This window comes from Mesotoga sp. B105.6.4 (assembly GCF_002896535.1).
GTDB lineage: Bacteria > Thermotogota > Thermotogae > Petrotogales > Kosmotogaceae > Mesotoga.
Genome location: NZ_JWIM01000050.1, coordinates 46,283 through 67,516, shown reverse-complemented (window position 1 = coordinate 67,516; position 21,234 = coordinate 46,283). Strand labels below are relative to the sequence as shown.

Genomic DNA, 21,234 nt, shown 5'->3' with positions numbered 1-21,234 from the left:
CCTATCCCTCCAAAATCCTCATTCAGACAAAATTATAGCACAGCGACTTTAACGATGCCCATGTAATGACTGCCCATAGAGCGAGTGGGAATACCAGCCCAAACAACCATGTGAATGGAGAGGCAACCGGAACATTGAGGAAACCAAGAAAGAGTCCGATATCTCCTGCAAGATAGAGGGTAAGTGGAAGGGTAGAAAAAACCGGCAACAGTGTGGAAAGTAAGAACGAGAGTATTGCACCCGGTAGGCTGAGCGCCTTGAAGACATTTCTTGTATCTTTGGTCCCGAAGCTCTTCTCAAGAAAGCCCCCGAACAATGAGAGCGTGAAAATCGTTGGAATCATTAGAATGAGGAAATTCATCATGAAAGCCCTATACTGAGATGCATTTGAAGACACATACAAACCGACAACCAGTATTATCAAAGAGTATAGCGAGCTGACAACAATAGACTTTGAAAGCACAGATTTTATCCTTCTTATTGGAAACAACCATACGCCATCCCCAATCTGACGTTCAAAAGCAAATAGAGCCGTTGAAGAGACAGTTGTGTAGTTACTGAAAAGAAAGACTATAAGACCAAGGAGCTGCAGAACCCCGAAGCTGCTCAGAAGCGTAGGGTTAACAAACACTACTACAGGCACAAACAGTGAGGGATAGAGAAAGGCAAACGTCAGTTTAGGCTCCCTGACCAGCAGAAGGAGATCCTTAATAATCAAACCGAATAGTACGCTATGTCTCCTAAACCTCTCTTTTGAATGAAGAGCTGCATTTCCTATTGGTCTTGTCATAAGCTTCTGAAGAACGGTTGGATAAACAAAGACTTCTAGGAAGCCAAGGAAAACAAACAAAACTGCCGAAGTAGTAATGAAAACAAGAAGATCCGTGGTCTCTCCGGTTATTGCCCTTACAAAGGGTGTCCAAGGTAGATATGGAGAGGTGATGACTCTCTGGAGACCTCCGAACTGATCGGCAACCTGATCCGGTCTTGCAAGATCTATAGTAGAGAAGTCCATGAAGCGCAACGTGAATATGAAGACGAAGAGAGTCACCATAGTCATCATGGCAGAGAGAGTCTTGAGAAACCGCCCCTTGGAAAGGAATACTATTCCAAAAGAGATAATTGCGGTTATCACCAGAGTGTCAAGCACAAATACAAACAACAAGACCAGGGCCATCCAGAATCTCCCTCCCGAATAGCCAAGCCCTCTCAGTGCAGCCATGAAGATCGGCGCAAATAGAAGTATGGGCAATCCTCCCGCAGCGAGAACCTCAAGCAGTTGTACATTCGCAACCGTAGACTTCTTAACTGGCAAGCTGAGCAGCATCTCAGCCCTATCGGAGAAGAAAAGATTCGAAACTACGATTGGAAGATCGCTACCCAGAAGTATAGAGAATATTATCGCGGAAAAAAAGGAGATGACTATTAGCTTCAGGTCGATTCCGGTAAGCTCTTTGAGCTGGTCGGATAAACCTGCAACTCTAGAGAAATTCGGAACAAGAAAGCCTCTCAGATAGAAAGTAATCGGAACACCTATAGCTATCACAATGATTACTGCAAGGAAAGTTGCAATGATCGCTCTCTTACCCTGCCTTGTCAGCATTCTATAACCTTCTATAGTTCTCCACTTGAGTATAACTATGAAGTCTCTCATGTGTCTATTCTGCCACAAATTAGCCCGTGATTTCTTATAGCACATCCTAAAAGGCCTTCGGGTTTTGAGTCCAGGCAAATCCGCGTACATGCAAAGTGGTAGGAAGAACCACTCAATTCTATATGTAGGTCGCAGATGGAAGAAGACGCTGCAAGTTCGAAGTTGTGAGTTCTGATGGTGAAACACCACATCCTGCTGAAGGATCGTGCGGGTTAACACTGTAGGCTCGGGTGTATATGCGCCGCGTTTGCTTGCGTAAAAGATCTATGCCAGTTAAGCTAGTCAAGATGAGTTCAGTCATTTTCAGAGTAACGACAGGAAAAAAGGGAGAGCAAGCTCTCCCTTCAAAGTGATTCTCTTATCAGTACTCGGGCATCTGTGGCATCGGAGCCTGAGGCTTTTCTTCGGGCTTCTCGGTCAGAGCCGCTTCGGTCGTTAGAAGGATTGCGGCAATAGAAGCTGCGTTCTGAAGAGCACTTCTTGTAACCTTTGCGGGATCAATGATACCGACCTTGAACATGTCTGTGTAAGTATCATTAAGAGCATCGTATCCAAACGCGTCATCATCGTTATGGAGTATCTTGTCGACAACTACTGCTCCGTCCAAACCGGCGTTCTCTACAATCTGCCTGATCGGAGTGTCGAGAGCCTTAAGAACTACCTTAACACCGATCTTGATATCAGGATTCTCTGTGCTATCGAAAAGCTCTTGAACGGATTTCTTGGCTCTTGCAAGAACAACTCCGCCTCCGGCTACGATTCCTTCCTCCACAGCTGCTCTAGTAGCGGAAAGGGCGTCCTCGATTCTGTGCTTCTTCTCCTTGAGTTCTGTTTCGGTCGCAGCGCCGACCTTGATCACTGCCACGCCGCCGGAAAGCTTTGCAAGCCTTTCCTGTAGAGTTTCTTTTTCGTATTCGGAAGTTGTCTGATCGATCTGAACTTTGATCTGACCGATTCTCTGCTTGATCTTTTCAGGATCTCCCTTTCCGTCAACGATTATGGTATCGTCCTTCTTAACCTTCACAACACCCGCGCTACCGAGATCGTTTATCGTTGCGTTTTCCAGAGTAAGCCCAACTTCTTCACTTATTACAGTGCCTCCAGTGAGAATGGCGATGTCCTGGAGCATTGCCTTTCTTCTATCCCCGAATCCAGGGGCCTTAACCGCTACTGAATCCAGTGTTCCTCTCAGTTTGTTCAGAACTAGAGTGGAAAGTGCTTCGCCTTCAATATCCTCGGCAATTATGACAAGCGGCTTTCCTGCCTGAGCGACCTTTTCCAGGATCGGAACAAGCGGTTTCACTGCCGATACTTTCTTGTCTGTGATAAGAATCAGAGGCTCTTTGATGATTGCTTCCATCTTCTCAGGATCGGAAACAAAGTACGGGGAGATGTAGCCTCTGTCAAACTGCATACCCTCGACGAATTCAACGTATGTTTCGAGAGTCTTTGAATCTTCTACTGTTATTACTCCATCCTGACCGACCTTGTCCATTGCTTCGGCTATAAGTTCGCCAATTTCAGTGTCATTGGCCGAGATAGCCGCAACGGAAGCGATATCTTCTCTTGAAGAAATCTTCTTGGAGAGAGATCTTATGTGAGAAACGGCAGTCTCGGTTGCTTTCTGGATTCCCTTCTTCATGAGAATAGGGTTGGCTCCAGCTGTAACGTTCTTCAAACCTTCCTTGATCATTGCATGAGCAAGAACTGTGGCTGTTGTGGTTCCGTCACCGGCAATATCATTTGTCTTGGAGGCTACTTCTTTTACGAGCTGCGCCCCAAGGTTTTCGAATTTATCTTCCAGTTCGATTTCCTTTGCAATCGATACACCATCATTGGTTATCGTTGGAGAACCCCAGCTCTTCTCGAGAACTACGTTTCTACCTTTCGGACCAAGCGTTATCCTAACTGCATCTGCTATAGCATCTACGCCTTTTTCAAGTGATCTTCGTGCTTCTTCGCTGTATTTCAGAATCTTAGCCATACCGATTCCTCCTTCAATCTTCGATCTTTGCCAGGATATCATCCTGATCGATGATTATGTAGTCTTCTTCATCGATCTTGATCTCCGTACCGGAATACTTGGAATAGAGGACCTTGTCGTTTTCCTTAAGGTCAATATCCTCGACTTTCTCACCAACTGCAATTACCTTCGCAGTCATCTGCTTTTCCTTCGCAGCGTCTGGAAGAACGATACCACCTGATGTCTTCTTCTCTTCCTCATAAGGCTTAATCAGTAATCTTGTACCAAGGGGAACTACCTTCATAAAAAGCCTCCTTTCGTATTGTATAGTTAGCACTCCAAGTAATAGTCTGCTAATAAATGATAAAACAACATTGTGATTTCTTCAAGGGCTTCCAGTGTTAAATGATCGTAAACATGAAAGATTAAGGGTGTTCGAGGGCGTTTATGCTCTCTTTCCCCCGGTTTTTCTGATTATCTTCGGCCCACTCTCGCCACTCGAGCTAACGGCTACGCAATCTCCAGTTTCAATATATTGGTAGAGTTACTAGTTCCAAAGGGAATGCCAGCGGTAAGAATTATCGTATCCCCGCTTTTCACAAGCTTAAGCTGTCTTGCAAGAGGCCCGGCAACTTCAACAAGATCGTCTGTAGAATTGCCAAGACCCATTATTACTGGATGAGCTCCCCAAACGAGGTTTAGCCTATAATACGTTGCTTCATTGGGAGTAACCGCAAGTATATGAGCCCTTGGCCTGAACCCCGAGACATTTCTTGCAGTGTGTCCAGAGAAAGTGGAGCTTACGATGACCTTCACCTTCAGCGCTTCGCTAATATCCCACGCTGCTCTGCAGATAGCATCTGTGTGATCGTCTGTTGAAACCTTTTCTCTTGTCCACCTCAGCAAACCGGGATCCTGCTTAAGATACCTTTCCGCTGATCTTGCCGTTAGATCCATAACTGTCACAGCTTCCAGAGGATATTTGCCAATCGAAGTCTCACCGGAAAGCATTATGGCATCAGTACCGTCAATGATCGCATTGGTAATATCCGTTGCCTCGGCCCTCGTTGGCGCTGGATTCTCTATCATAGATTCAAGCATCTGGGTTGCCGTTATCACGGGAATCCGCTTCTGATTGCCGAACCTAATGATCTTCTTCTGAGCGACCGGCACCTCCTCAACGGGTATCTCAACACCCAGATCGCCTCTTGCAACCATCATACCATCGGAAACTTCTGCTATCTTCTCAATGTTTTTCAGCGCCTGTTCCGTCTCTATCTTGGAGACTATAGGAATAGATCCTCCAAACTCCTCAACTACCTTCTTTGCGTGAAGAACGTCTTCCGGTCTCCTGACAAAGGATAGCGCAAAGTAGTCAACTTGTTCCTTGATTCCCAGTTCAATGAACCGCCTGTCTTTTTCTGTAATTGCCGGTATGCTTATGTCTATTCCCGGAAGGTTGATTCCTCTTCTGTGAGTTACAACTCCCCCACTCAAGATTCTTGTTCTAACTTCGGACTTTGTGACGGATAAAACCTTAAGCTTGATCTTGCCGTCATCCATCATAATAAGATTCCCGGCCTTCACTTCCTCTGGGAGCTTATTGTAGTTAACACTTACAATCGTATCGTCTCCTTCAATGTCTTCAGTTGTAAGAACAAACTCGCCTCCCTTCGGGAGCTCCACATAAGGACTTCTGAAGACACCTGTTCTGATCTTTGGACCTGAAAGGTCCAGCAGGATCGTGAGAGGAGATCTCATTGATTGGCGAATCTCTTTCAATTTCCTGATTCTATCCTTGTGTTCAGTAATATTGCCATGAGTTGTATTCAGCCTGGCAACATCCATCCCTCTCTGTATGAGAGCTCTCAGCATTTCCGGAGTCTCAGTAACAGGTCCGATAGTGCAGACAATCTTCGTCTTTCTCAAAGCAGATCACCCCGTCAGGAGAGTATTTTCGCCATTTCAACCAGTTCCACATCCAACGTCCTTTTGTTGGAAAGAACTTCTTCGAGAGGTACAGCGGCGATTTTTCCGCTTTTCAATGCCATCATAAGGCCGCCTTCTTCCTTTTCGAGCACCTTAATGGAAGCGTATCCCATTCTCGAAGCGAGAACCCTGTCAAAAGCAGTCGGTGAACCGCCTCTCTGAATATGACCTAAGATGGTTATTCTCGTCTCGTACCCAATCCTGTGTTCTACATGTCTGGCAACAGTGTAGGCACTTGATGCACCTTCGGCAACTACAATGATGCAGTTGATCTTTCCTCTTTTCCTTTCTTTTAAAATCTTATCGGCTATTGATTCATAATCTACGGGAAGCTCCGGAACGATTATTGCTTCGGCTCCAACCGCAATACCCGAAGCAAGTGCCACATAACCGGAATTTCTCCCCATGACCTCTACTACAAAGGCTCTTTCATGCGAAGAAGCCGTGTCTTTGAGCTTCTGAATTGTTTCGACACAGGTATTCAAACACGTATCCACCCCGATACACATGTCTGTCATAGCAATGTCGTTATCTATTGTTCCCGGAATGCCGACAACTGGAATTCCGTTTTCTTCCATAAGCAGTTTTGCACCGGAAAGACTCCCCTCTCCTCCGATGACAATAAGAGCTTCAATGTGATTATTTCTCAGGACTTCGGCAGCCCTAGCTCTGCCTTCCTCGGTCTTGAACTCTTCGCATCGGGAACTTCTGAGGACCGTTCCACCTTTCTCCATTATTCCTCCGACCGAGGAGTAGTCCATATCGACGAACTCTTCATCAAGCAGACCAGAGTACCCTCTCCTAATTCCTACAACGGCTATTTCATCTGTCTGGGCAGTTCTTACAGCTGCCCTTATAGCTGCATTCATCCCTGGCGAATCCCCTCCACTGGTGAGGACCCCGACCTTCTTTATCATCATTATCCCTCCTAACGATGACTGCACTTAGCTAACCGACTACATTCTAGCACATTGCAATTCTAAAATCACCAGCTAGAAATGCGTCCAGAAGTTAACTTATCTAATTACTTGGTGTATAATTTCAGGTGAAACAGGAGGTGATCGAATGAAGGTCCTCAAGTCAGGAATTCCGGAGTTTGAAGCAAAAATGTATCAGGAAATCCTTCTAAAAGAAGGAATCTTCTCGGAACTGGTGGATTCTCATTTCGCATACACCGACAGTGTTTACTTTGGTTCGGGCGGCTTGGTGGACATTATTATAGCCGACGATGATTTCGAAGAAGCCGTTCAGATCTTTGAAGACTTGCAAGAGAGGGGGAGGGAAGAAACGGATGAGTGATCTAAAGAGAACGCCGCTTTACAGCGAACATGTGAGACTAAAGGGAAAGTTGGTTGATTTTGCTGGATGGGAGATGCCTTTGCAGTTTGATTCTATAATCAACGAGCACAATCTTGTCAGGAAGAAAGCCGGCCTCTTTGATGTCTCGCACATGGGAGAAATCGAAATTGTGGGACCCGACGCTATTCGATTTTCGGACTATTTGATAACAAACTCTGTCTCTTCGCTGAAGAACGGAGCCATAGTCTATTCTCCAATGTGCAATGAAAATGGTGGGATAGTCGATGACGTATTGGTCTACAGAATAGGCAATGGAAAGGTGATGTTCGTAGTTAACGCTTCAAACAAAGACAAAGATTTCGAGTGGATCAAGAAAAACAAGGGTGCTTTCGACGTGCAAATTAAAGACGCATCCGACGACTTTGCGCAGATCGCCTTTCAGGGACCTCATGCAGAGGAGATATTACGGGAAATATCGCAGGTCAAATTGGCGGACATCCCCTTCTACCATTTCGTGTACGGCAGAGTGAACGGCATCCAGGCGTTGGTTTCTCGTACAGGCTATACGGGAGAAGACGGGTTTGAGCTGTATATCGACCCTCAGGGTGCTATCCCTCTTTGGAGAAAGATACTTGAGACGGGAGCTGATTTAGGTGTGAAGCCTATCGGCCTTGGAGCAAGAGATACACTAAGGTTTGAGGCTTCCTACATGCTTTATGGCAACGAACTCACCGATGAGACAACCCCTCTTGAGGCTGGTCTCAAATGGACGGTAAAGATGGACAAAGACTTCATCGGCAAAGCTGTTCTGGAAGAACAACTAGCAAACGGGACAAAGTACAAGCTCAAGGGACTAGAACTATCCGGCAGGAGTATCGCGAGGCATGGATTTGAGGTCTTTGACGGTGAGAAGAAGGTCGGTTGGATCACGAGCGGAGTATTTTCTCCAACGCTCGGCAAATCTCTCGCTCTAGCATATCTGGAAAAAGATTACTGGAAGAGCGGCTCAGAAGTGCAGGTCGAAATTCGATCGAAGAAGGCACCTGCAGTAGTTGTCAAAACACCTTTCTATAGAGGCTCTGTAAAATCGAAAAGTTAAGGAGGAGATTTGTAATGAAGAAGTTCGCGGCAACTCACGAATGGGTATCGATTGAAGGAAAGGTAGCAACAGTTGGTATTTCAGATCACGCTCAAGACCATCTGGGTGACATTGTGTATGTAGACCTTCCCGAAGTAGGCAAGTCTCTTAAGAAGGGCGATGTCTTCTGCACGATAGAGTCTGTAAAAGCGGCAAGTGACATCTACGCTCCCGTAAGTGGGAAAATCGTTGAGGTGAATGAGGAGCTTGATTCCTCACCCGAGAAGATTAACGATGATGCCGAAGGCGAAGGCTGGATAGTGAGAATTGAAGTTGCAGATGAATCGGAACTTGACAGTCTGATGGACTTGGAGGCGTATAAGAAGCACTGTGAAGAGGAGGGCTAATATGCCTGAGTTTTCTTATCTGCCCCAGACCAACAAGGATGTCGAGGAAATGCTGGAGGTAGTTGGCGTCAAGAGCGTTTCGGAGCTTTTCAAGGATATCCCCGATAAGTTTGATGTCGATATCTCAATACCCGAAAGCAAGGATGAATTTAGTGTACTCAGAGATCTGAAAGAACTCAGTGAGAAAAACATAACGCTTGACGACCTGTCCGTCTTCAGAGGGGCCGGTGTGTACAAACACTTCGTTCCAAGCGTGGTTCAGGCGATCGCATCGAGAGGCGAGTTTCTCACCGCATATACACCTTACCAGGCAGAAGTCTCACAGGGGACTCTTCAGATGCTGTTTGAATTCCAGACGATGATCTGCGAGCTAACAGGAATGGATGTAGCAAATTCATCTATGTACGATGGCGCAAGCGCAGCTGCAGAAGCCGCGCTGATGGCTGTTAGGGTAAGAGGGGGTCAGAAGGTCCTGGTTTCGGGGTCACTTCATCCCGAGTATATAGATACGATCAAGACCTACTGTTTTGGCAGTGATATAAGCGTTGAAACCGTTGCTTTCGATTCCGAAACAGGACAGGTGGATTTTGCCGATCTAGAAAAGAAACTCACCGAGGATACTTCCGGTTTTGTGCTGGGCTACCCAAACTTCTTCGGAATAATCGAGAACATTTCGGAGGTTCGAACCAAAATCGGCGAGAAGACACTGCTTATAGTAAGCGCTGACCCAGTCGCTCTCGGAATACTTGAAGCTCCCGGAAAGCTTGGAGCCGATATTGTTGTGGGAGAAGGTCAATCGTTGGGCAATTCTCCTTCATTTGGCGGACCGGGTCTAGGCTTCTTCGCGTCAAAAGAGAGCTATATAAGAAAGATGCCCGGAAGAATTATCGGAGAGACAAAAGACAGTGATGGACGCACAGGGTATGTCATGGTTCTCCAGACCCGGGAACAACATATCAGAAGAAGTAAGGCCACATCCAACATTTGCTCGAACCATGCATTCAACGCACTGATCGCTTCAATCTACATGAGTATGATAGGTTCTGATGGGATAAGAGAGATCGCGAAAAGATCTTTTGACAAAGCTCATTATTTGGCAGAGAGAATTGGAAGAACAGATCGTGTGCGGCTGGTCTTCACAGGCCCCTTTTTCAACGAATTCGTTGCACAGTTTGACTGTAACTTGAAAGAGTTTAACGAACAGCTACTAGAAGACAAGATATTAGGACCGCTAGAACTGGAAAGGTTTAATGAAGAGATGAAGGGTTATGGGCTTATCTGTACAACAGAAGCTAATCTTAACGAGGAGATTGAGTTTTTTGCCGGCAGACTGGAGGAGATATCATGACGATTTTCGATCTTTCAACTGAAGGAAGAAAGGCCTTTCATCTCCCGAAAGAAGAGAGCTACGGTTATGACCCTTCAGATCTGCTACGTGAGGACTGGTTGAGAGAGAAGAATCCCGGTCTTCCTCAGCTTAGCGAGCTTCAGGTAATCAGGCATTACACCGGACTCTCGGAGAAAAACCACTCAGTTGATACCGGTTTCTATCCTCTTGGATCATGTACAATGAAGTACAATCCAAGGCTCAACGAGAAAGTCGCTGGTCTTGAAGGTTTCAGTCAGATACACCCGTACCAATCTGAAGAGACTGTCCAGGGAGCTTTAGAAGTGATGTTCAACTTACAGAACTCTCTGTGCGAGATCACCGGAATGAGCAACTTCACTCTTCAACCGGCCGCAGGGGCACATGGCGAGCTGGTCGGAATGCTTCTGATGAAAAAATACTTCGAACTGAGGGGTGAAAGCAACAGAAAGAAGGTTATTGTACCTGACTCGGCACATGGGACTAACCCCGCCTCGGCAGTCATGGCAGGCTTTGAGGTCGTCGAAGTACCTTCAGGAAGCAACGGTAGGGTTGCCCTCAATAGCCTTGTTGAGATGCTTGATGAAGACGTAGCAGGAATAATGCTTACCAACCCGAACACAGTGGGCCTTTTTGAAAACGAGATCTGCGAGATTCAGGAGGCCGCGCACAAGAAGGGCGCTTTGCTCTATTATGACGGCGCCAATCTCAATGCGATAATGGGCCACGCGAGGCCAGGCGACATGGGTTTTGATATCGTTCACTTAAACTTGCACAAAACCTTTTCGACACCTCATGGAATGGGAGGCCCCGGAAGCGGCCCTGTGGGAGTGAAGAGCTTTCTTGCAGACTTGCTACCTGTTCCTGTGGTTAATTTTGATGGTCGGAGGTTCTCACTTGATTACAATCTTCCGAATTCAATAGGAAAAGTTAGGAGTTTCTACGGTAATTTCGGTGTTTTACTGAAGGCTTACGCATACATATTATCCATGGGCGGCAATGGTCTCAAGAGAGCTAGCGAGATGGCTGTCTTAAATGCCAACTATCTTCGAGTCAAACTCAACAAGCTCATTCCGACTGCCTATCCCGATATATGCATGCATGAATTCGTTCTGAAAGGCAGCAAGCTTGTATCAGAATATGAAGTGAAGACCCTGGATGTTGCCAAAAGACTCCTAGACTACGGAATACACCCTCCTACAGTCTACTTTCCGCTGATTGTGGATGAAGCATTGATGATAGAACCTACAGAGACTGAAACCAAAGAGGCTCTAGATGCTTTTGCCGATACTTTCGAGAAAATTCTGAAAGAGGCAAAGGAGGATCCCAGCATACTCAAAGCTGCTCCTCAGAAGACAGTTGTCGGAAGACTTGATGAAGCAACTGCTTCAAGAAAGCCAAAGACAAGGTGGAGCAAGGGAACTTGATATTGAAACTTGAAAAGTGCTGTGATATCATAGTTTCAGCAGAGCAGGCGTAGCTTCAATCGGTCGAGCGCCGCCTTGGTAAGGCGGAGGTTGTGAGTTCAAATCTCATCGCCTGCTCCATCTTTATAACCGGACGAAAGTCCGGTTGTTTTTTGAGCATGCGAAAAAGTACTAATTTTGGATCTTATTACAATCTATGCTAGAATGAAAATGTAACTTTCTTTGCGTAGCTATAACCATCCAGTTCTCCTTGTAAGGCTTTGAACGGTATTTGTAAGCAATACGACTGTAACCTCCGGTAAGAACACTGTGAGTCTAGCTCCGTTTACGGTCAGATTTGGCAATTCTTTGCTTTTTTGGGTGGATGTATAGGTACTCTCGCTGTTCGGTGCGTTCTATTCAGGGGTGAAGTCTGTGTTTGATTTCTATTCAAAGCCAAGAATAATCCTGGTGGGAAGAAGCCAGAAGGATGCAAGAAGGTTAATTGAGGCTTTCGATGATCGTTTTGACGTCAGATACGTCGAAGAGGTGTCTGACGAGTTTGGTCGATTTTCAGATGCTATGATCTTTGATTATGTCAGTGAAGACATCATCAATAATCTTCGTGCAGGAACAATTCCATACCTTTGCCTTGTCGGAAGTGAGAAGTCAATAGAGAAGTTCTCCCTGGTATCTGGCGAGTATTTGCTAAAGGGACCGGGTTATCTGCATTATCTTCCCGAAATCGTCTACTCAATGCTTGAAAAGCACCGACTTCAGAAGACTCTGGATTTCGAGCGAGAAAAGTATTTGGGCCTCGTCAATAGTATGGGATGCGGAATGCTCATCCTTAGAAAGAGAGATGGAAACGTAATCTTCTGTAATAAGGTTGCGCAGAACCTTCTCGGGTACTCAGAAGAAGAGTTCGAGAAGATGAGTATACAGGATCTTTTATACGATGAACCCTTTGCCCTGCAGACTATTCTTGGTATAGAGAACTTTGACACCGATAGAGAGATCGTAATGCTGACGAAGGCCGGGGGAAAAATCTACGTGATTTTCAACACTTCAGAAATGTTATACGGTGCAGAGAGAGTTGTACAACTAACATTCATGGACGTTTCGAAGCAGAAGAGGGATAGGGAAGAACTAATCTTCCAGTGGCGTTTTCTGGACAATGCTGAGGAGATTGCGATAGCCGTTGACGAGAAGGGAAGAATAGTCTATCTGAACAGATTTGCTGCGGAGATTCATGGTTATGATCTTGAGGAAATGATAGGGGACAGTCTCACTTCGTATCTGGTGCAAGACGAGGTAGAAGCAAAGTCCATGCAATTCTCCATTATGAAGTCTGGAAAATGGAAAGGAAGACACCTGCACAAGAGAAAAGACGGTTCCGTATTTACTGTAGAAGAGAAAAGAAGTATGTTGAGAGTCGATGAGAATGTATATGAGCTTGTGATTGGAATTGACGTCACCGAGAGCATCGAGCTTCAGAAACGAGCCAATCTCCATTCACTGCTCCTCAACGGAACGGGAGACCTGGCTGTCGCGACAGACATGGAGAATAGATTGATCTACATGAATGAAGCTGCCGAAGAATACTTCAACACAAAACTCGAAGAAGAACAAGGAAGAAGTTCTAACGAAACGAATTCTAAGACTCTTCGGGCCTTTCTTGAGATGGCTGCATCTAGATCTTCTGAATCATCAGGAGAGAGAATAAGATTTCCCGCCAACAGCAACTCAGAACCCCCAGTTGAGTTCACCAAGAAGATTGTGCGCGATTCCGTCAGAGAGGTAGGCACCATCTTTCTAGGAAGGCAGACGGACTAAGTAATAAGCCGTAACAAAGATTAAGCAATTAATGGTAGTTGCATTTCCCCGCATAAGCGGCCATATTGGTTGAGTCATTCTAGATTTCGAAACCGAGCTACTATGAGTCTTGCCGTTCAAGCACCTCTTCGTGAACGACATCATGACGATTGACTGACAAGCGCAATAATTGACAGACTAGTTCATCATTGCCATCTGATCGTTTTTACGGGAAGAAGTTACAGATTTGAGCACTCTAACATTAGAGGCTAAACAGTTAATCCCGGTTCTAGATTTTTATCTTGCCAAATACTGTATTTCCTAGGCCAAAAACATTCAGTAATGATTTGTGATTGGCATTCTCCAGTCTTTCCCAAACGCTCTTTTGGAAACCTTTATCCCAGGAGCGCACTGCTTGCGCTTGTACTCGTTCTTTCTCAACAGTTTCAGCGAATGCTCTACTGTCGACCTATCGAACCCCTCGAGTACGATCTCCTCCGCTGAGAGACCTTCTTCTATGTGAAACCTGAGGATTTCATCTAGAATCTCATATGGAGGGAGAGTGTCCTGATCCTTCTGACCTTCCTTAAGTTCTGCAGACGGTGCCTTCAAGAATACATTGCTCGGAATGACATCTTTCTCTTCAAGTTCATTCAAGCGTTCTGCGATCATATAGACCTGAGTCTTGTAGAGATCCTTAAGAACCGCAAGTCCACCCGCCATATCTCCGTAGAGAGTTGAGTATCCCGTTGCCATCTCACTCTTGTTGCCTGTTACAAGTACAAGCCATCCAAACTTGTTTGAAAGCGCCATGAGAATGTTTCCCCTGATTCTTGCCTGCAGGTTTTCTTCAGTAACATCTTCCGCTGCATCCTTGAAGGTAGTCTTTAAGGCCTTTAGAGTAGAATCCACTATGCTCTCGATCGGTACCTCAAGGATCTCAATTCCCAGATTCTCTGCAAGCTCCATTGCATCTCTTCTAGACTCATTCGAGGTTATTCGTGAAGGCATGAACACGCCTTTGACATTGTTTTTACCTATCGCCCTTACTGCAAGAACCGCTACCAGGGAGGAGTCCATTCCTCCACTTAGCCCAAGAACTATCCTCTCGAAGTTGTTCTTCTTCAAGTAGTCTCCTATACCAAGTTCCAAAGCGGCTATCAACTCGTCGTATTTACTCAGTTCTGATTCTCTTCGAACAGCAAGCTCTGAAGCTGTTTCTCTGTATGATGGTTCAACTGTCACTTCTTCGATACTCACGTTCTTGGAGTAGACCTTCCTTTTTCCTTCAAAGAGGTTGTATCTGGTGGAAATATCTGTGTCTATGTCCAGCACAAGCAGATCTTCCTCAAAGGCCCTCCCGACCACCAGCCTTCCGTCTGGCATTGCTACGCAGCTCCTTCCATCGAATACTAGATCATCCTGAGCACCAACCAGGTTACAGTAGGCTATGGTGCTGGAATACTCCATCGCTCTCGTCAGCAGAAGAGAAGACCGGGTTTTATGCTTCTGCGAGGTGAACGGTGAAGCAGATAGATTGAGAATAAGATTCGCTCCCGCAATAGTCTGATCATTTATTGGGCCAGACGGCACCCAGAGGTCCTCGCAAACATTGATCCCAATCTTTGCTTCGCCAAATCTAACGAGAAGCGGGTGTGCTCCTGGAGAGAAGTATCTTCTCTCGTCAAACACAGAGTAATTGGGCAAACTCATCTTTCGATAGACTGATTTGATTTCCCCTCTCTGGAGAATTGCTGCCGCGTTATAGATCTCATTGACGAAGTCAACAAATCCAAGAACGATCATTGCTTTGCTTCTGGCCGTTTGAGCCGCGATTTCTTTGAGCACAGCGAAATTCTCTCTTAGAAACCCAGTATTCAGCAAGAGGTCCTCAGGCGGATAACCGGTTATCGTAAGCTCAGGGAATAGAACAATTCCTGAATCAAGCGCTGTCGCCCTGTCGATCGCTTCGATTATCTTCCTTTTGTTTCCATCAAGATCCCCAACCGTCGTGTTTATCTGAGCAAGCGCCGTCCTGACTATCATTTCGAGACCTCCCTGACGTATTCGAAATGGCTTATAAATTGATTTGCAACGTCCCTAGACTCGATTATAACAACTATCTCGCGATTTTTTCCCCATCCGCTAAGTGATGCGTTTGCCGATCCCGTAATAACGATGTTTCGATCTATCACGAACGTTTTATCGTGAATAGTTATGGAAACACCACGTGATACCTCCATTCCGGTTGTGAGATAGTCTTTGAGCGGAGAATCTTCGTTCCAGCTGTCAACCATCCCAAAAACCCTAACCCCTTTTGAAGCACAGAACTTCAAAGCTGCGAGAATTTTGGGATCTGTAAAAGCGAACATGGCGAATCGAATCTCCTCTTTGGCACTCATCAACTCCTTGATTACTCTCTTGCGCGCTTCTTCAGAAGGGCAGAGAAATAGGGTCATATTTCCGACGCTTGTCACTCCTCTTGAGTCTCCAGTCAGAATCGCCTTGTAGTAATCAAGAAACAGGGAGGCAAGGCTTTCCGACTCAATCATGATGAAGCTATTTGAGTCCTCTCTGAGGCTACCCTCGGTGAAGTTTCCTGTTCCGAAGACCACTATTTGACTATCGACAACGATGAATTTCGAATGAACGAGCGCCGCGGTTGTGTCAGTCATAACCTTAAACTGAGGAGACTTCGCAAAAGTTCTCGAAACAGTAGAATTGTCAATCACAACCGAGACATTGAGACCTTTGATGTATAGGCGGTTGAGGCAGTCAATCACCTCTTGCTCGTCAAGGGAATAACTTACAAGAACCACTTCTTCCTGCGCTCTTTCCAGTATTTCAACTATCCTTTCAACGGCTCTCCCGTCATCGGTGAAAAAAACCGTGGGAAGAGTTACAGCAACCAATAAAATAACAACCGCCAGAAAAAATCTCTTCATACAAATCACCGTAACAAAAAAGCGGAGAACTCACGTTCCCCGCCTGGTGGAGACGAAGGGATTCGAACCCTCGGCCTATACAATGCCATTGTATCGCGCTCCCAACTGCGCTACGTCCCCACTCAAGAAAAATTATACTCTACCAGGTTTCACATTTCAAGAGGTAGACAACGATCAAGCATGCTTTCTGTTCTCGACTCGCTTGAGCCATTCGATAACCACCGGACTGGAGATGTAAAGAGAGGAGTATGTTCCAACTATCACACCAACCAGCATTCCAAATGCAAATGGTCTCAAAACCTCTCCGGAGAATATGAAGAGCGTTAGAACCGCAAGGAACGTCGTCAAAGAGGTATTGATAGACCTGACTATCACATCGTTGATGCTTGTGTTGACTACTGTCTCTATTGTCTTGCCTCTCATCTTCTTGGTGTTTTCTCTGATTCTATCGTAGACTACGATAGTGTCATTCAAAGAGTATCCAACAAGCGTAAGAAGAGATGCTACTACCGGTGCATTGAATTCAATTCCGAAAATACTGTAGAAACCCATTACGATAATCACATCATGTATCAGAGTAATAATCGCGCCAACTCCAAATGAAAACTTGAATCTAATTGTTATATACAACAACAGAAGAGCCATCGACACGATCACTGCAATCCAGGCATACCCTCTGATTTCCTGAGCTGCATAACCGGAGATTGTACTAACAGATAGAATATTACTCTCCGTTACTCCCTCGCTCTCAAGACCGGCCAGGATCTTTGATGTCACCGATTCGTCGCTTTCGCTAGTGTTAACGATTATCGAGAATCTGCTTCTTTGTTCGGAAGAACCTTCTTCAATCAAAGGCCTCTGTTTAATGATTCTAGCTGCGGCAAAGCTTGGATCCTCTGCACTGAGGAGCTCTCGCATCTCCGCTACGGTCATGTCAATATCGGGAACGGATACGCTGATTTCAATTCCACCAGTGAAATCCACTCCGAAATTGAAGCCCTTGGTAAAGATGAAGACAAGTGAAACAAGAATCAGTACAAGGGAAAGAGCAATGAAGTACTTTCTTTTTCCAACAAAGTCAACTTTGAAGGTCATCTTGCATCTCTCCCTTCCGTTTCAACTTCGACATAGTGATGAGGCTTCAAGCTTCCCGACATTCCAGTCAAGACCGTTCTCGACACAACGATGTTTGTGAACATGGCGCCTATAACACCGATTATCAAAGTAATAGCGAATCCCTTCACTGTACCCGTTCCAAAGTAGTAGAGAACTAGTCCGGCAAGAATTGTGGTGAGGTTCGCGTCAAAGATCGTCCATACAACTTTCGAAAATGCCGAGTCTATAGCGTTCTCTGGCGTCTTGCCCAGTCTTAGCTCTTCCTTTATCCTCTCAAAGATCAGCACATTTCCATCGACCGTCATTCCTATGGTCAGTACGATACCAGCTATACCGGGTAATGTAAGTATTGAACCGGTCAGCGAAATCATGCCAAACAGGAGGATCGCATTGTACAACAGCGCAAGATCGGCTACGAGACCCATCTTCTTATAGAAGATAACCATGTAGATCATAATAATGAAAATTCCTGCAACCCCCGCCCACAGACTTGCATTGATGATATCTCTGCCGAGAGTAGGAGAGAGAACCCTCTTATTAAAGGATGCAAGATCGACTGGAAGGTTTCCACTTCCAACCAAAATCGACACTTCTCTAGCCTCTTCAATCGAATTCAAACCTTCGATAACTGCATTACCATCAGAGATTTGAGACTGAACAAGCGGAGCTATAATCACCCTGTCATCCAGTACTATGGCAAGTCTCTTCTTGATGTCTGAATCGGCATATGTGGACTTCACAGAAGTGATGTCCCTGAAGGTTCGGGCACCGTCTGAACTGAACTTCAAAGAAACCATGAAACGTCCCTGGCCAGGTCTCGGTTGATTATTGACGAGAGCCTTGGCATCGGTGACTACACTTCCGTCTAGTTCAGCATAACTTGAACCTACGCTAATCATTGGACTGATAAAGTACCAGGTATTGTTCTGCACTCCGCCAACATACTCCCCGTAGTGAAGCTCCTTAACCCAGTAAGGTTCGGCTCCCTGAAGTTTCCTCCTGCTAATCTCTAGGGACATACCTGCAGGGATCGAGGGCGTAGAAACCGAGGTCTCGATAGCAAGAACATCGGCAAAGTAGAGTTTACCTGTCTTCCCAACAAGATTCTCCGCTCTCGAAACGTCAGTAATTCCAGGAATTTGGACTCTTACTCTTACCGGCGGAATATCCTCGCCAAATGAGATTCCTGTGGTCACTTTTTCTACGGTTGCCTCTGTGAATCCTGCAGCGTCTAGCCTTGCCCTTAAGACTTCAATAACCCTGTCTGCAAGGGCATTCATTTCTGAATCTGACACATCGGTAACCATCTGGTACTCAAGAAGAGCTCCACCCTTTATATCAAGCCCTAACTTGATGTTTGCAGCTAATTTGTCGAGGAAGCTGCTATCGGCTGGCGCACTACCATGTGGTATTAACAGCGGGAGCAATGCTGCAATCAACACCACCATGGTGACGATCAAACGTTTTCGGTTTGCTCTCATACGGACTTTGCCCGAAAGACTCGGACAGACACCCCCTTCCAATATCTACGAATATAACTGAAACTATTACTGCTTAACATTTACGTCGGGTTCTACTTCTTCCTTTTCATTCTCACCCTTGTTCACTACAACGGCGATCGCCTTTCTTGTGACGTCCAGTTCCGTACCGGTGCCGGTCCTGATCCTGAGACTATCCGGTTTTATCATGGTAATCTTCCCGATTATTCCGCCGGCTGTGACGACTTTATCACCAACCTTAAGCTTCTCCATCATCTGCTTGAACTGCTTATCCCTCTTTCTCTGAGGCATAATTATCAAGAAGTAGAAGAAGGCAACCATAAGGACTAGCCAGATAATAATCCCCGAAAAGCCCCCAGTTGAAGCCCCAGCATCCGCCGAAGGAGCCGCTACATCTCCGGCCGGGGCATATGCTATGAAACTAAGGATTGAAAACATTTACATACCTCCTGTCATGGTTAGAGCACCTGTATGATTTTACCAGAATAGACTATCCAATTCAACTAACAAGCCTTTTTGGAGTTCAGTCGCTCATAATACGAAAAGTCTTACATGATATAATTCCGTTGACGAATGGAAGAAAGGGAGGAAGATCATGAATAGCCTGCTAAAAGATGCCGAAAGCAGAATGAAAAAAAGTGTTGAAAAGATCGTTGAAGAGTACGGTCAGATGAGAACGGGTAGACCTTCTCCTGCCCTTCTTGAGTCTGTAAAAGTCGATTATTACGGGGTCCTTACTCCGATCAATCAGATGGCGACAATCACCGTGACTGAAGAAAGATCACTGATTATTAAGCCTTGGGATAAGACCGTTCTCAGTCAGATTGAAAAGGCCATCTTTGCGTCAAAACTAGACCTTACACCAATTAATGATGGAGCAAACATTAAGCTAAATTTCCCTATACCGACAACGGAACAGAGAGAAAAATGGGTGAAGCTCGCAAGAGACAATTCGGAAAAGGGTAAAATAGCGATTCGAAACATTCGAAGGGACGCGATAAAGGAAGCTAGAGATCTTGAGAAGGCTTCTGAAATGACCGAAGATGACCTGAAGAAATTTGAGGAGGATATTCAGGAACTTACGAACAAGTACATAGAAGAAATGGACAAGGCTTTCGAGAAGAAGAGCAAGGAGATCATGGAGTTTTAATGTCCCTTCCCGTTCACGTTGCTTTCATAATGGATGGAAACGGCCGTTGGGCTCAGAGGAGAGGACTCGAGAGAATTGAGGGGCACAAGAAGGGGGCAGAAATTGCAGACTCCGCCTCTCATTGGTGTGCCGATCTCGGTATTAGTTATGTAACTCTCTATGCATTCTCAACGGAAAACTGGAGACGACCCAGGCAAGAAATAGATTTCCTTTTCCAACTGATGCTCATTTACATAAGCAGCAAGCTCGACAATATGCTGGAAGAGGGAGTGAGGATGCGCTTCATTGGAAGATTGAATGAACTCCCTCAGAAACTCAACGAGTTCACAAAAGAAATCGAGAAGAAAACCTCACTGTGCAGGAAACTGAATGTTATAGTTGCTTTGAATTATGGAGGAAGGGCAGAGATTGTCGATTCAGTCAACAGAGTTATTGAGAGCGGAAAGCATAGGGTATCTGAAGAGGATATAGAAGAGAACTTGTATCTCCCCGATGTGCCTGAACCAGACCTGATAATAAGGACTTCTGGGGAAAAGAGAGTAAGCAACTTCTTAACCTGGCAGTCGGTTTACAGCGAGCTCTTCTTCACAAGAACCTTGTGGCCTGATTTCGAGAAAGAGGAATTTGAGAGGATATTGGATGAGTACTCTAAACGCAAGCGAAGGTTTGGTGCATTGAGCTGATGAAGAAGATCTCGGAGACAAATATCAGAATAGTTACGGCTGCAGTTGTGGCACCTTTCGTGGTTCTCTGTTTCGCAAATTACTACTCCTTCATTGGTCTGGTATCTGCCGTTGTTCTCTTTTCGAACTACGAATACTTGAAGTTCAGCCTGAAGGACAGTAATCATCAGACAGTTAGAATTGCCCTGTCAGGTATTATTCCTGCAATAATCGTAATATACGGGATACTGCTTGACAGGTTCAACGATGTTGAAACTTTTGCTCCGAGACCTGAACTGATTTTCGCAGTGGGGGTAATTGCACTTGCGTCTGTGGTGATAGTAACAGTATCCAATGTTAGAAGTGCCAAAGAGATTATTGCCAATTCTGTGTTCTCATTAATCTATGTTGGTTTCGATTTGGCATTTTTCTATCACATCTATCTAGGATTTGGTTCTTCAATGGCCTTGATGGCTCTCACATCGGTGTGGCTCTTCGACACGGGAGCTTATTTCATAGGTAAACGCTTCGGTCGGATCAGAATATCTCCAAGTTATAGCCCTAAGAAAAGTCTCGAAGGTGTAATCGGAGGATATGTTACCACGCTTCTCTTCATGCTGCTTTTCGTCTCTATGAGTAAGCTCGTAGGACTCTACAACGGACCCGATCTCGGGATACCCCATTTCATGGTTCTGGCGGTTGTTGTATCCGTATTTGGCACTATTGGAGACATTGTGGAGTCGTCTTTCAAGAGGTATCACGGCGTTAAAGATTCCGGTAATCTACTTCCCGGCCATGGTGGTATGCTAGATCGAATAGATGGTGTTCTTTTTGTAACACCCATGTTCTATATATTCCTTACTCTTTTGACTTAAGGGGGCTAAC

Annotated in this window: 20 protein-coding genes and 2 tRNA genes; 11 read left to right on the top strand and 11 right to left on the bottom strand. The window is 45.5% G+C overall.

Going from position 1 to position 21,234, the window contains the following annotated elements:
• Window positions 1-22: 22 nt before the first annotated feature.
• The 5 genes from RJ60_RS11205 to pfkA form a co-directional block, all read right to left on the bottom strand.
• On the bottom strand, window positions 23-1,654 hold the full coding sequence (locus RJ60_RS11205) for a hypothetical protein (protein ID WP_103134729.1): 1,632 nt from the start codon (window positions 1,652-1,654) through the stop codon (window positions 23-25).
• 361 nt (window positions 1,655-2,015) lie between these two features.
• A complete protein-coding gene (gene groL / locus RJ60_RS11200; protein ID WP_103134728.1) occupies window positions 2,016-3,638 on the bottom strand; it encodes a chaperonin GroEL in 1,623 nt (540 codons plus the stop codon).
• A 13-nt stretch (window positions 3,639-3,651) separates the two neighbouring features.
• On the bottom strand, window positions 3,652-3,921 hold the full coding sequence (groES, locus tag RJ60_RS11195) for a co-chaperone GroES (protein ID WP_099830411.1): 270 nt from the start codon (window positions 3,919-3,921) through the stop codon (window positions 3,652-3,654).
• 206 nt (window positions 3,922-4,127) lie between these two features.
• A complete protein-coding gene (pyk, locus tag RJ60_RS11190; protein ID WP_103134727.1) occupies window positions 4,128-5,546 on the bottom strand; it encodes a pyruvate kinase in 1,419 nt (472 codons plus the stop codon).
• 14 nt (window positions 5,547-5,560) lie between these two features.
• Entirely contained in the window at window positions 5,561-6,520 is a 960-nt protein-coding gene (pfkA, locus tag RJ60_RS11185; RefSeq protein ID WP_180977904.1) for a 6-phosphofructokinase, read from the bottom strand.
• Between the two features lie 151 nt (window positions 6,521-6,671).
• Here pfkA and RJ60_RS11180 point away from each other — a divergent pair, with 151 nt between their 5' ends.
• The 8 genes from RJ60_RS11180 (at window position 6,672) to RJ60_RS15825 (ending at window position 13,250) form a co-directional block, all read left to right on the top strand.
• Entirely contained in the window at window positions 6,672-6,905 is a 234-nt protein-coding gene (locus tag RJ60_RS11180; RefSeq protein WP_099830408.1) for a putative signal transducing protein, read from the top strand.
• Window positions 6,898-8,004 carry a glycine cleavage system aminomethyltransferase GcvT gene (gene gcvT, locus RJ60_RS11175; protein ID WP_099830407.1) on the top strand — a complete coding sequence of 369 codons (1,107 nt, stop codon included), beginning with the start codon at window positions 6,898-6,900 and terminating at the stop codon, window positions 8,002-8,004. The genes RJ60_RS11180 and gcvT overlap by 8 nt, the downstream gene beginning before the upstream one ends.
• Window positions 8,005-8,018: 14 nt before the next feature.
• Entirely contained in the window at window positions 8,019-8,390 is a 372-nt protein-coding gene (gene gcvH / locus RJ60_RS11170; protein WP_099830406.1) for a glycine cleavage system protein GcvH, read from the top strand.
• A gap of 1 nt (window position 8,391) precedes the next feature.
• Window positions 8,392-9,738, top strand: a complete 1,347-nt coding sequence (gene gcvPA / locus RJ60_RS11165; RefSeq protein ID WP_103134726.1) for an aminomethyl-transferring glycine dehydrogenase subunit GcvPA — start codon at window positions 8,392-8,394, stop codon at window positions 9,736-9,738.
• A complete protein-coding gene (gene gcvPB / locus RJ60_RS11160; RefSeq protein WP_103134725.1) occupies window positions 9,735-11,183 on the top strand; it encodes an aminomethyl-transferring glycine dehydrogenase subunit GcvPB in 1,449 nt (482 codons plus the stop codon). The genes gcvPA and gcvPB overlap by 4 nt, the downstream gene beginning before the upstream one ends.
• 43 nt (window positions 11,184-11,226) lie before the next feature.
• Window positions 11,227-11,303, top strand: a tRNA-Thr gene (locus RJ60_RS11155).
• A 294-nt stretch (window positions 11,304-11,597) separates the two neighbouring features.
• Complete coding sequence (locus RJ60_RS11150; protein ID WP_103134724.1) at window positions 11,598-12,998, top strand: PAS domain S-box protein; 1,401 nt, start codon at window positions 11,598-11,600, stop codon at window positions 12,996-12,998.
• A gap of 153 nt (window positions 12,999-13,151) precedes the next feature.
• On the top strand, window positions 13,152-13,250 hold the full coding sequence (locus RJ60_RS15825; RefSeq protein WP_308410914.1) for an ATP-binding protein: 99 nt from the start codon (window positions 13,152-13,154) through the stop codon (window positions 13,248-13,250).
• A 63-nt stretch (window positions 13,251-13,313) separates the two neighbouring features.
• Here RJ60_RS15825 and RJ60_RS11140 read toward each other — a convergent pair whose 3' ends face one another.
• From RJ60_RS11140 to yajC, 6 genes are all read right to left on the bottom strand, one after another.
• Window positions 13,314-15,023 (bottom strand): NAD+ synthase, encoded by a 1,710-nt coding sequence (locus RJ60_RS11140; RefSeq protein ID WP_103134723.1) that lies wholly within the window; start codon window positions 15,021-15,023, stop codon window positions 13,314-13,316.
• Window positions 15,020-15,922 carry a phosphatidylserine/phosphatidylglycerophosphate/cardiolipin synthase family protein gene (locus RJ60_RS11135; RefSeq protein ID WP_103134722.1) on the bottom strand — a complete coding sequence of 301 codons (903 nt, stop codon included), beginning with the start codon at window positions 15,920-15,922 and terminating at the stop codon, window positions 15,020-15,022. The genes RJ60_RS11140 and RJ60_RS11135 overlap by 4 nt, the downstream gene beginning before the upstream one ends.
• Before the next feature lie 44 nt (window positions 15,923-15,966).
• Window positions 15,967-16,042 (bottom strand) — tRNA-Ala (locus RJ60_RS11130).
• A gap of 54 nt (window positions 16,043-16,096) precedes the next feature.
• Window positions 16,097-17,017, bottom strand: coding sequence for a protein translocase subunit SecF (secF, locus tag RJ60_RS11125; RefSeq protein ID WP_103134721.1), 921 nt, complete (start codon window positions 17,015-17,017; stop codon window positions 16,097-16,099).
• Window positions 17,014-18,486, bottom strand: a complete 1,473-nt coding sequence (gene secD / locus RJ60_RS11120; protein ID WP_258006287.1) for a protein translocase subunit SecD — start codon at window positions 18,484-18,486, stop codon at window positions 17,014-17,016. Before secD ends, secF begins: the two co-directional genes overlap by 4 nt.
• Window positions 18,487-18,585: 99 nt before the next feature.
• Window positions 18,586-18,975 (bottom strand): preprotein translocase subunit YajC, encoded by a 390-nt coding sequence (gene yajC, locus RJ60_RS11115; RefSeq protein WP_099830398.1) that lies wholly within the window; start codon window positions 18,973-18,975, stop codon window positions 18,586-18,588.
• 154 nt (window positions 18,976-19,129) lie between these two features.
• On the opposite strand from yajC, the gene frr reads away from it, so the two are divergent.
• From frr to RJ60_RS11100, 3 genes are read left to right on the top strand one after another with little or no spacing between them, the layout of a single operon-like run.
• On the top strand, window positions 19,130-19,687 hold the full coding sequence (frr, locus tag RJ60_RS11110) for a ribosome recycling factor (RefSeq protein WP_180977903.1): 558 nt from the start codon (window positions 19,130-19,132) through the stop codon (window positions 19,685-19,687).
• The gene (gene uppS / locus RJ60_RS11105; RefSeq protein ID WP_099830396.1) at window positions 19,687-20,370 is read left to right on the top strand and encodes a polyprenyl diphosphate synthase; all 684 of its coding nucleotides are present in this window, start codon (window positions 19,687-19,689) and stop codon (window positions 20,368-20,370) included. Before frr ends, uppS begins: the two co-directional genes overlap by 1 nt.
• The gene (locus RJ60_RS11100; RefSeq protein WP_099830395.1) at window positions 20,370-21,224 is read left to right on the top strand and encodes a phosphatidate cytidylyltransferase; all 855 of its coding nucleotides are present in this window, start codon (window positions 20,370-20,372) and stop codon (window positions 21,222-21,224) included. Before uppS ends, RJ60_RS11100 begins: the two co-directional genes overlap by 1 nt.
• Window positions 21,225-21,234 lie beyond the last annotated feature (10 nt).

Bases quoted from the DNA above. Each gene is read 5' to 3' on its own strand.
- groES (WP_099830411.1), bottom strand. From the start codon at position 3,921: ATGAAGGTAGTTCCCCTTGGTACAAGATTACTGATTAAGCCTTATGAG.
- secD (WP_258006287.1), bottom strand. From the start codon at position 18,486: ATGGTGGTGTTGATTGCAGCATTGCTCCCGCTGTTAATACCACATGGT.
- uppS (WP_099830396.1), top strand. From the start codon at position 19,687: ATGTCCCTTCCCGTTCACGTTGCTTTCATAATGGATGGAAACGGCCGT.
- RJ60_RS11135 (WP_103134722.1), bottom strand. From the start codon at position 15,922: ATGAAGAGATTTTTTCTGGCGGTTGTTATTTTATTGGTTGCTGTAACT.
- RJ60_RS11100 (WP_099830395.1), top strand. From the start codon at position 20,370: ATGAAGAAGATCTCGGAGACAAATATCAGAATAGTTACGGCTGCAGTT.
- gcvPA (WP_103134726.1), top strand. From the start codon at position 8,392: ATGCCTGAGTTTTCTTATCTGCCCCAGACCAACAAGGATGTCGAGGAA.
- gcvPB (WP_103134725.1), top strand. From the start codon at position 9,735: ATGACGATTTTCGATCTTTCAACTGAAGGAAGAAAGGCCTTTCATCTC.
- RJ60_RS11180 (WP_099830408.1), top strand. From the start codon at position 6,672: ATGAAGGTCCTCAAGTCAGGAATTCCGGAGTTTGAAGCAAAAATGTAT.
- yajC (WP_099830398.1), bottom strand. From the start codon at position 18,975: ATGTTTTCAATCCTTAGTTTCATAGCATATGCCCCGGCCGGAGATGTA.
- gcvT (WP_099830407.1), top strand. From the start codon at position 6,898: ATGAGTGATCTAAAGAGAACGCCGCTTTACAGCGAACATGTGAGACTA.
- gcvH (WP_099830406.1), top strand. From the start codon at position 8,019: ATGAAGAAGTTCGCGGCAACTCACGAATGGGTATCGATTGAAGGAAAG.
- RJ60_RS11140 (WP_103134723.1), bottom strand. From the start codon at position 15,023: ATGATAGTCAGGACGGCGCTTGCTCAGATAAACACGACGGTTGGGGAT.
- secF (WP_103134721.1), bottom strand. From the start codon at position 17,017: ATGACCTTCAAAGTTGACTTTGTTGGAAAAAGAAAGTACTTCATTGCT.
- groL (WP_103134728.1), bottom strand. From the start codon at position 3,638: ATGGCTAAGATTCTGAAATACAGCGAAGAAGCACGAAGATCACTTGAA.
- RJ60_RS11205 (WP_103134729.1), bottom strand. From the start codon at position 1,654: ATGAGAGACTTCATAGTTATACTCAAGTGGAGAACTATAGAAGGTTAT.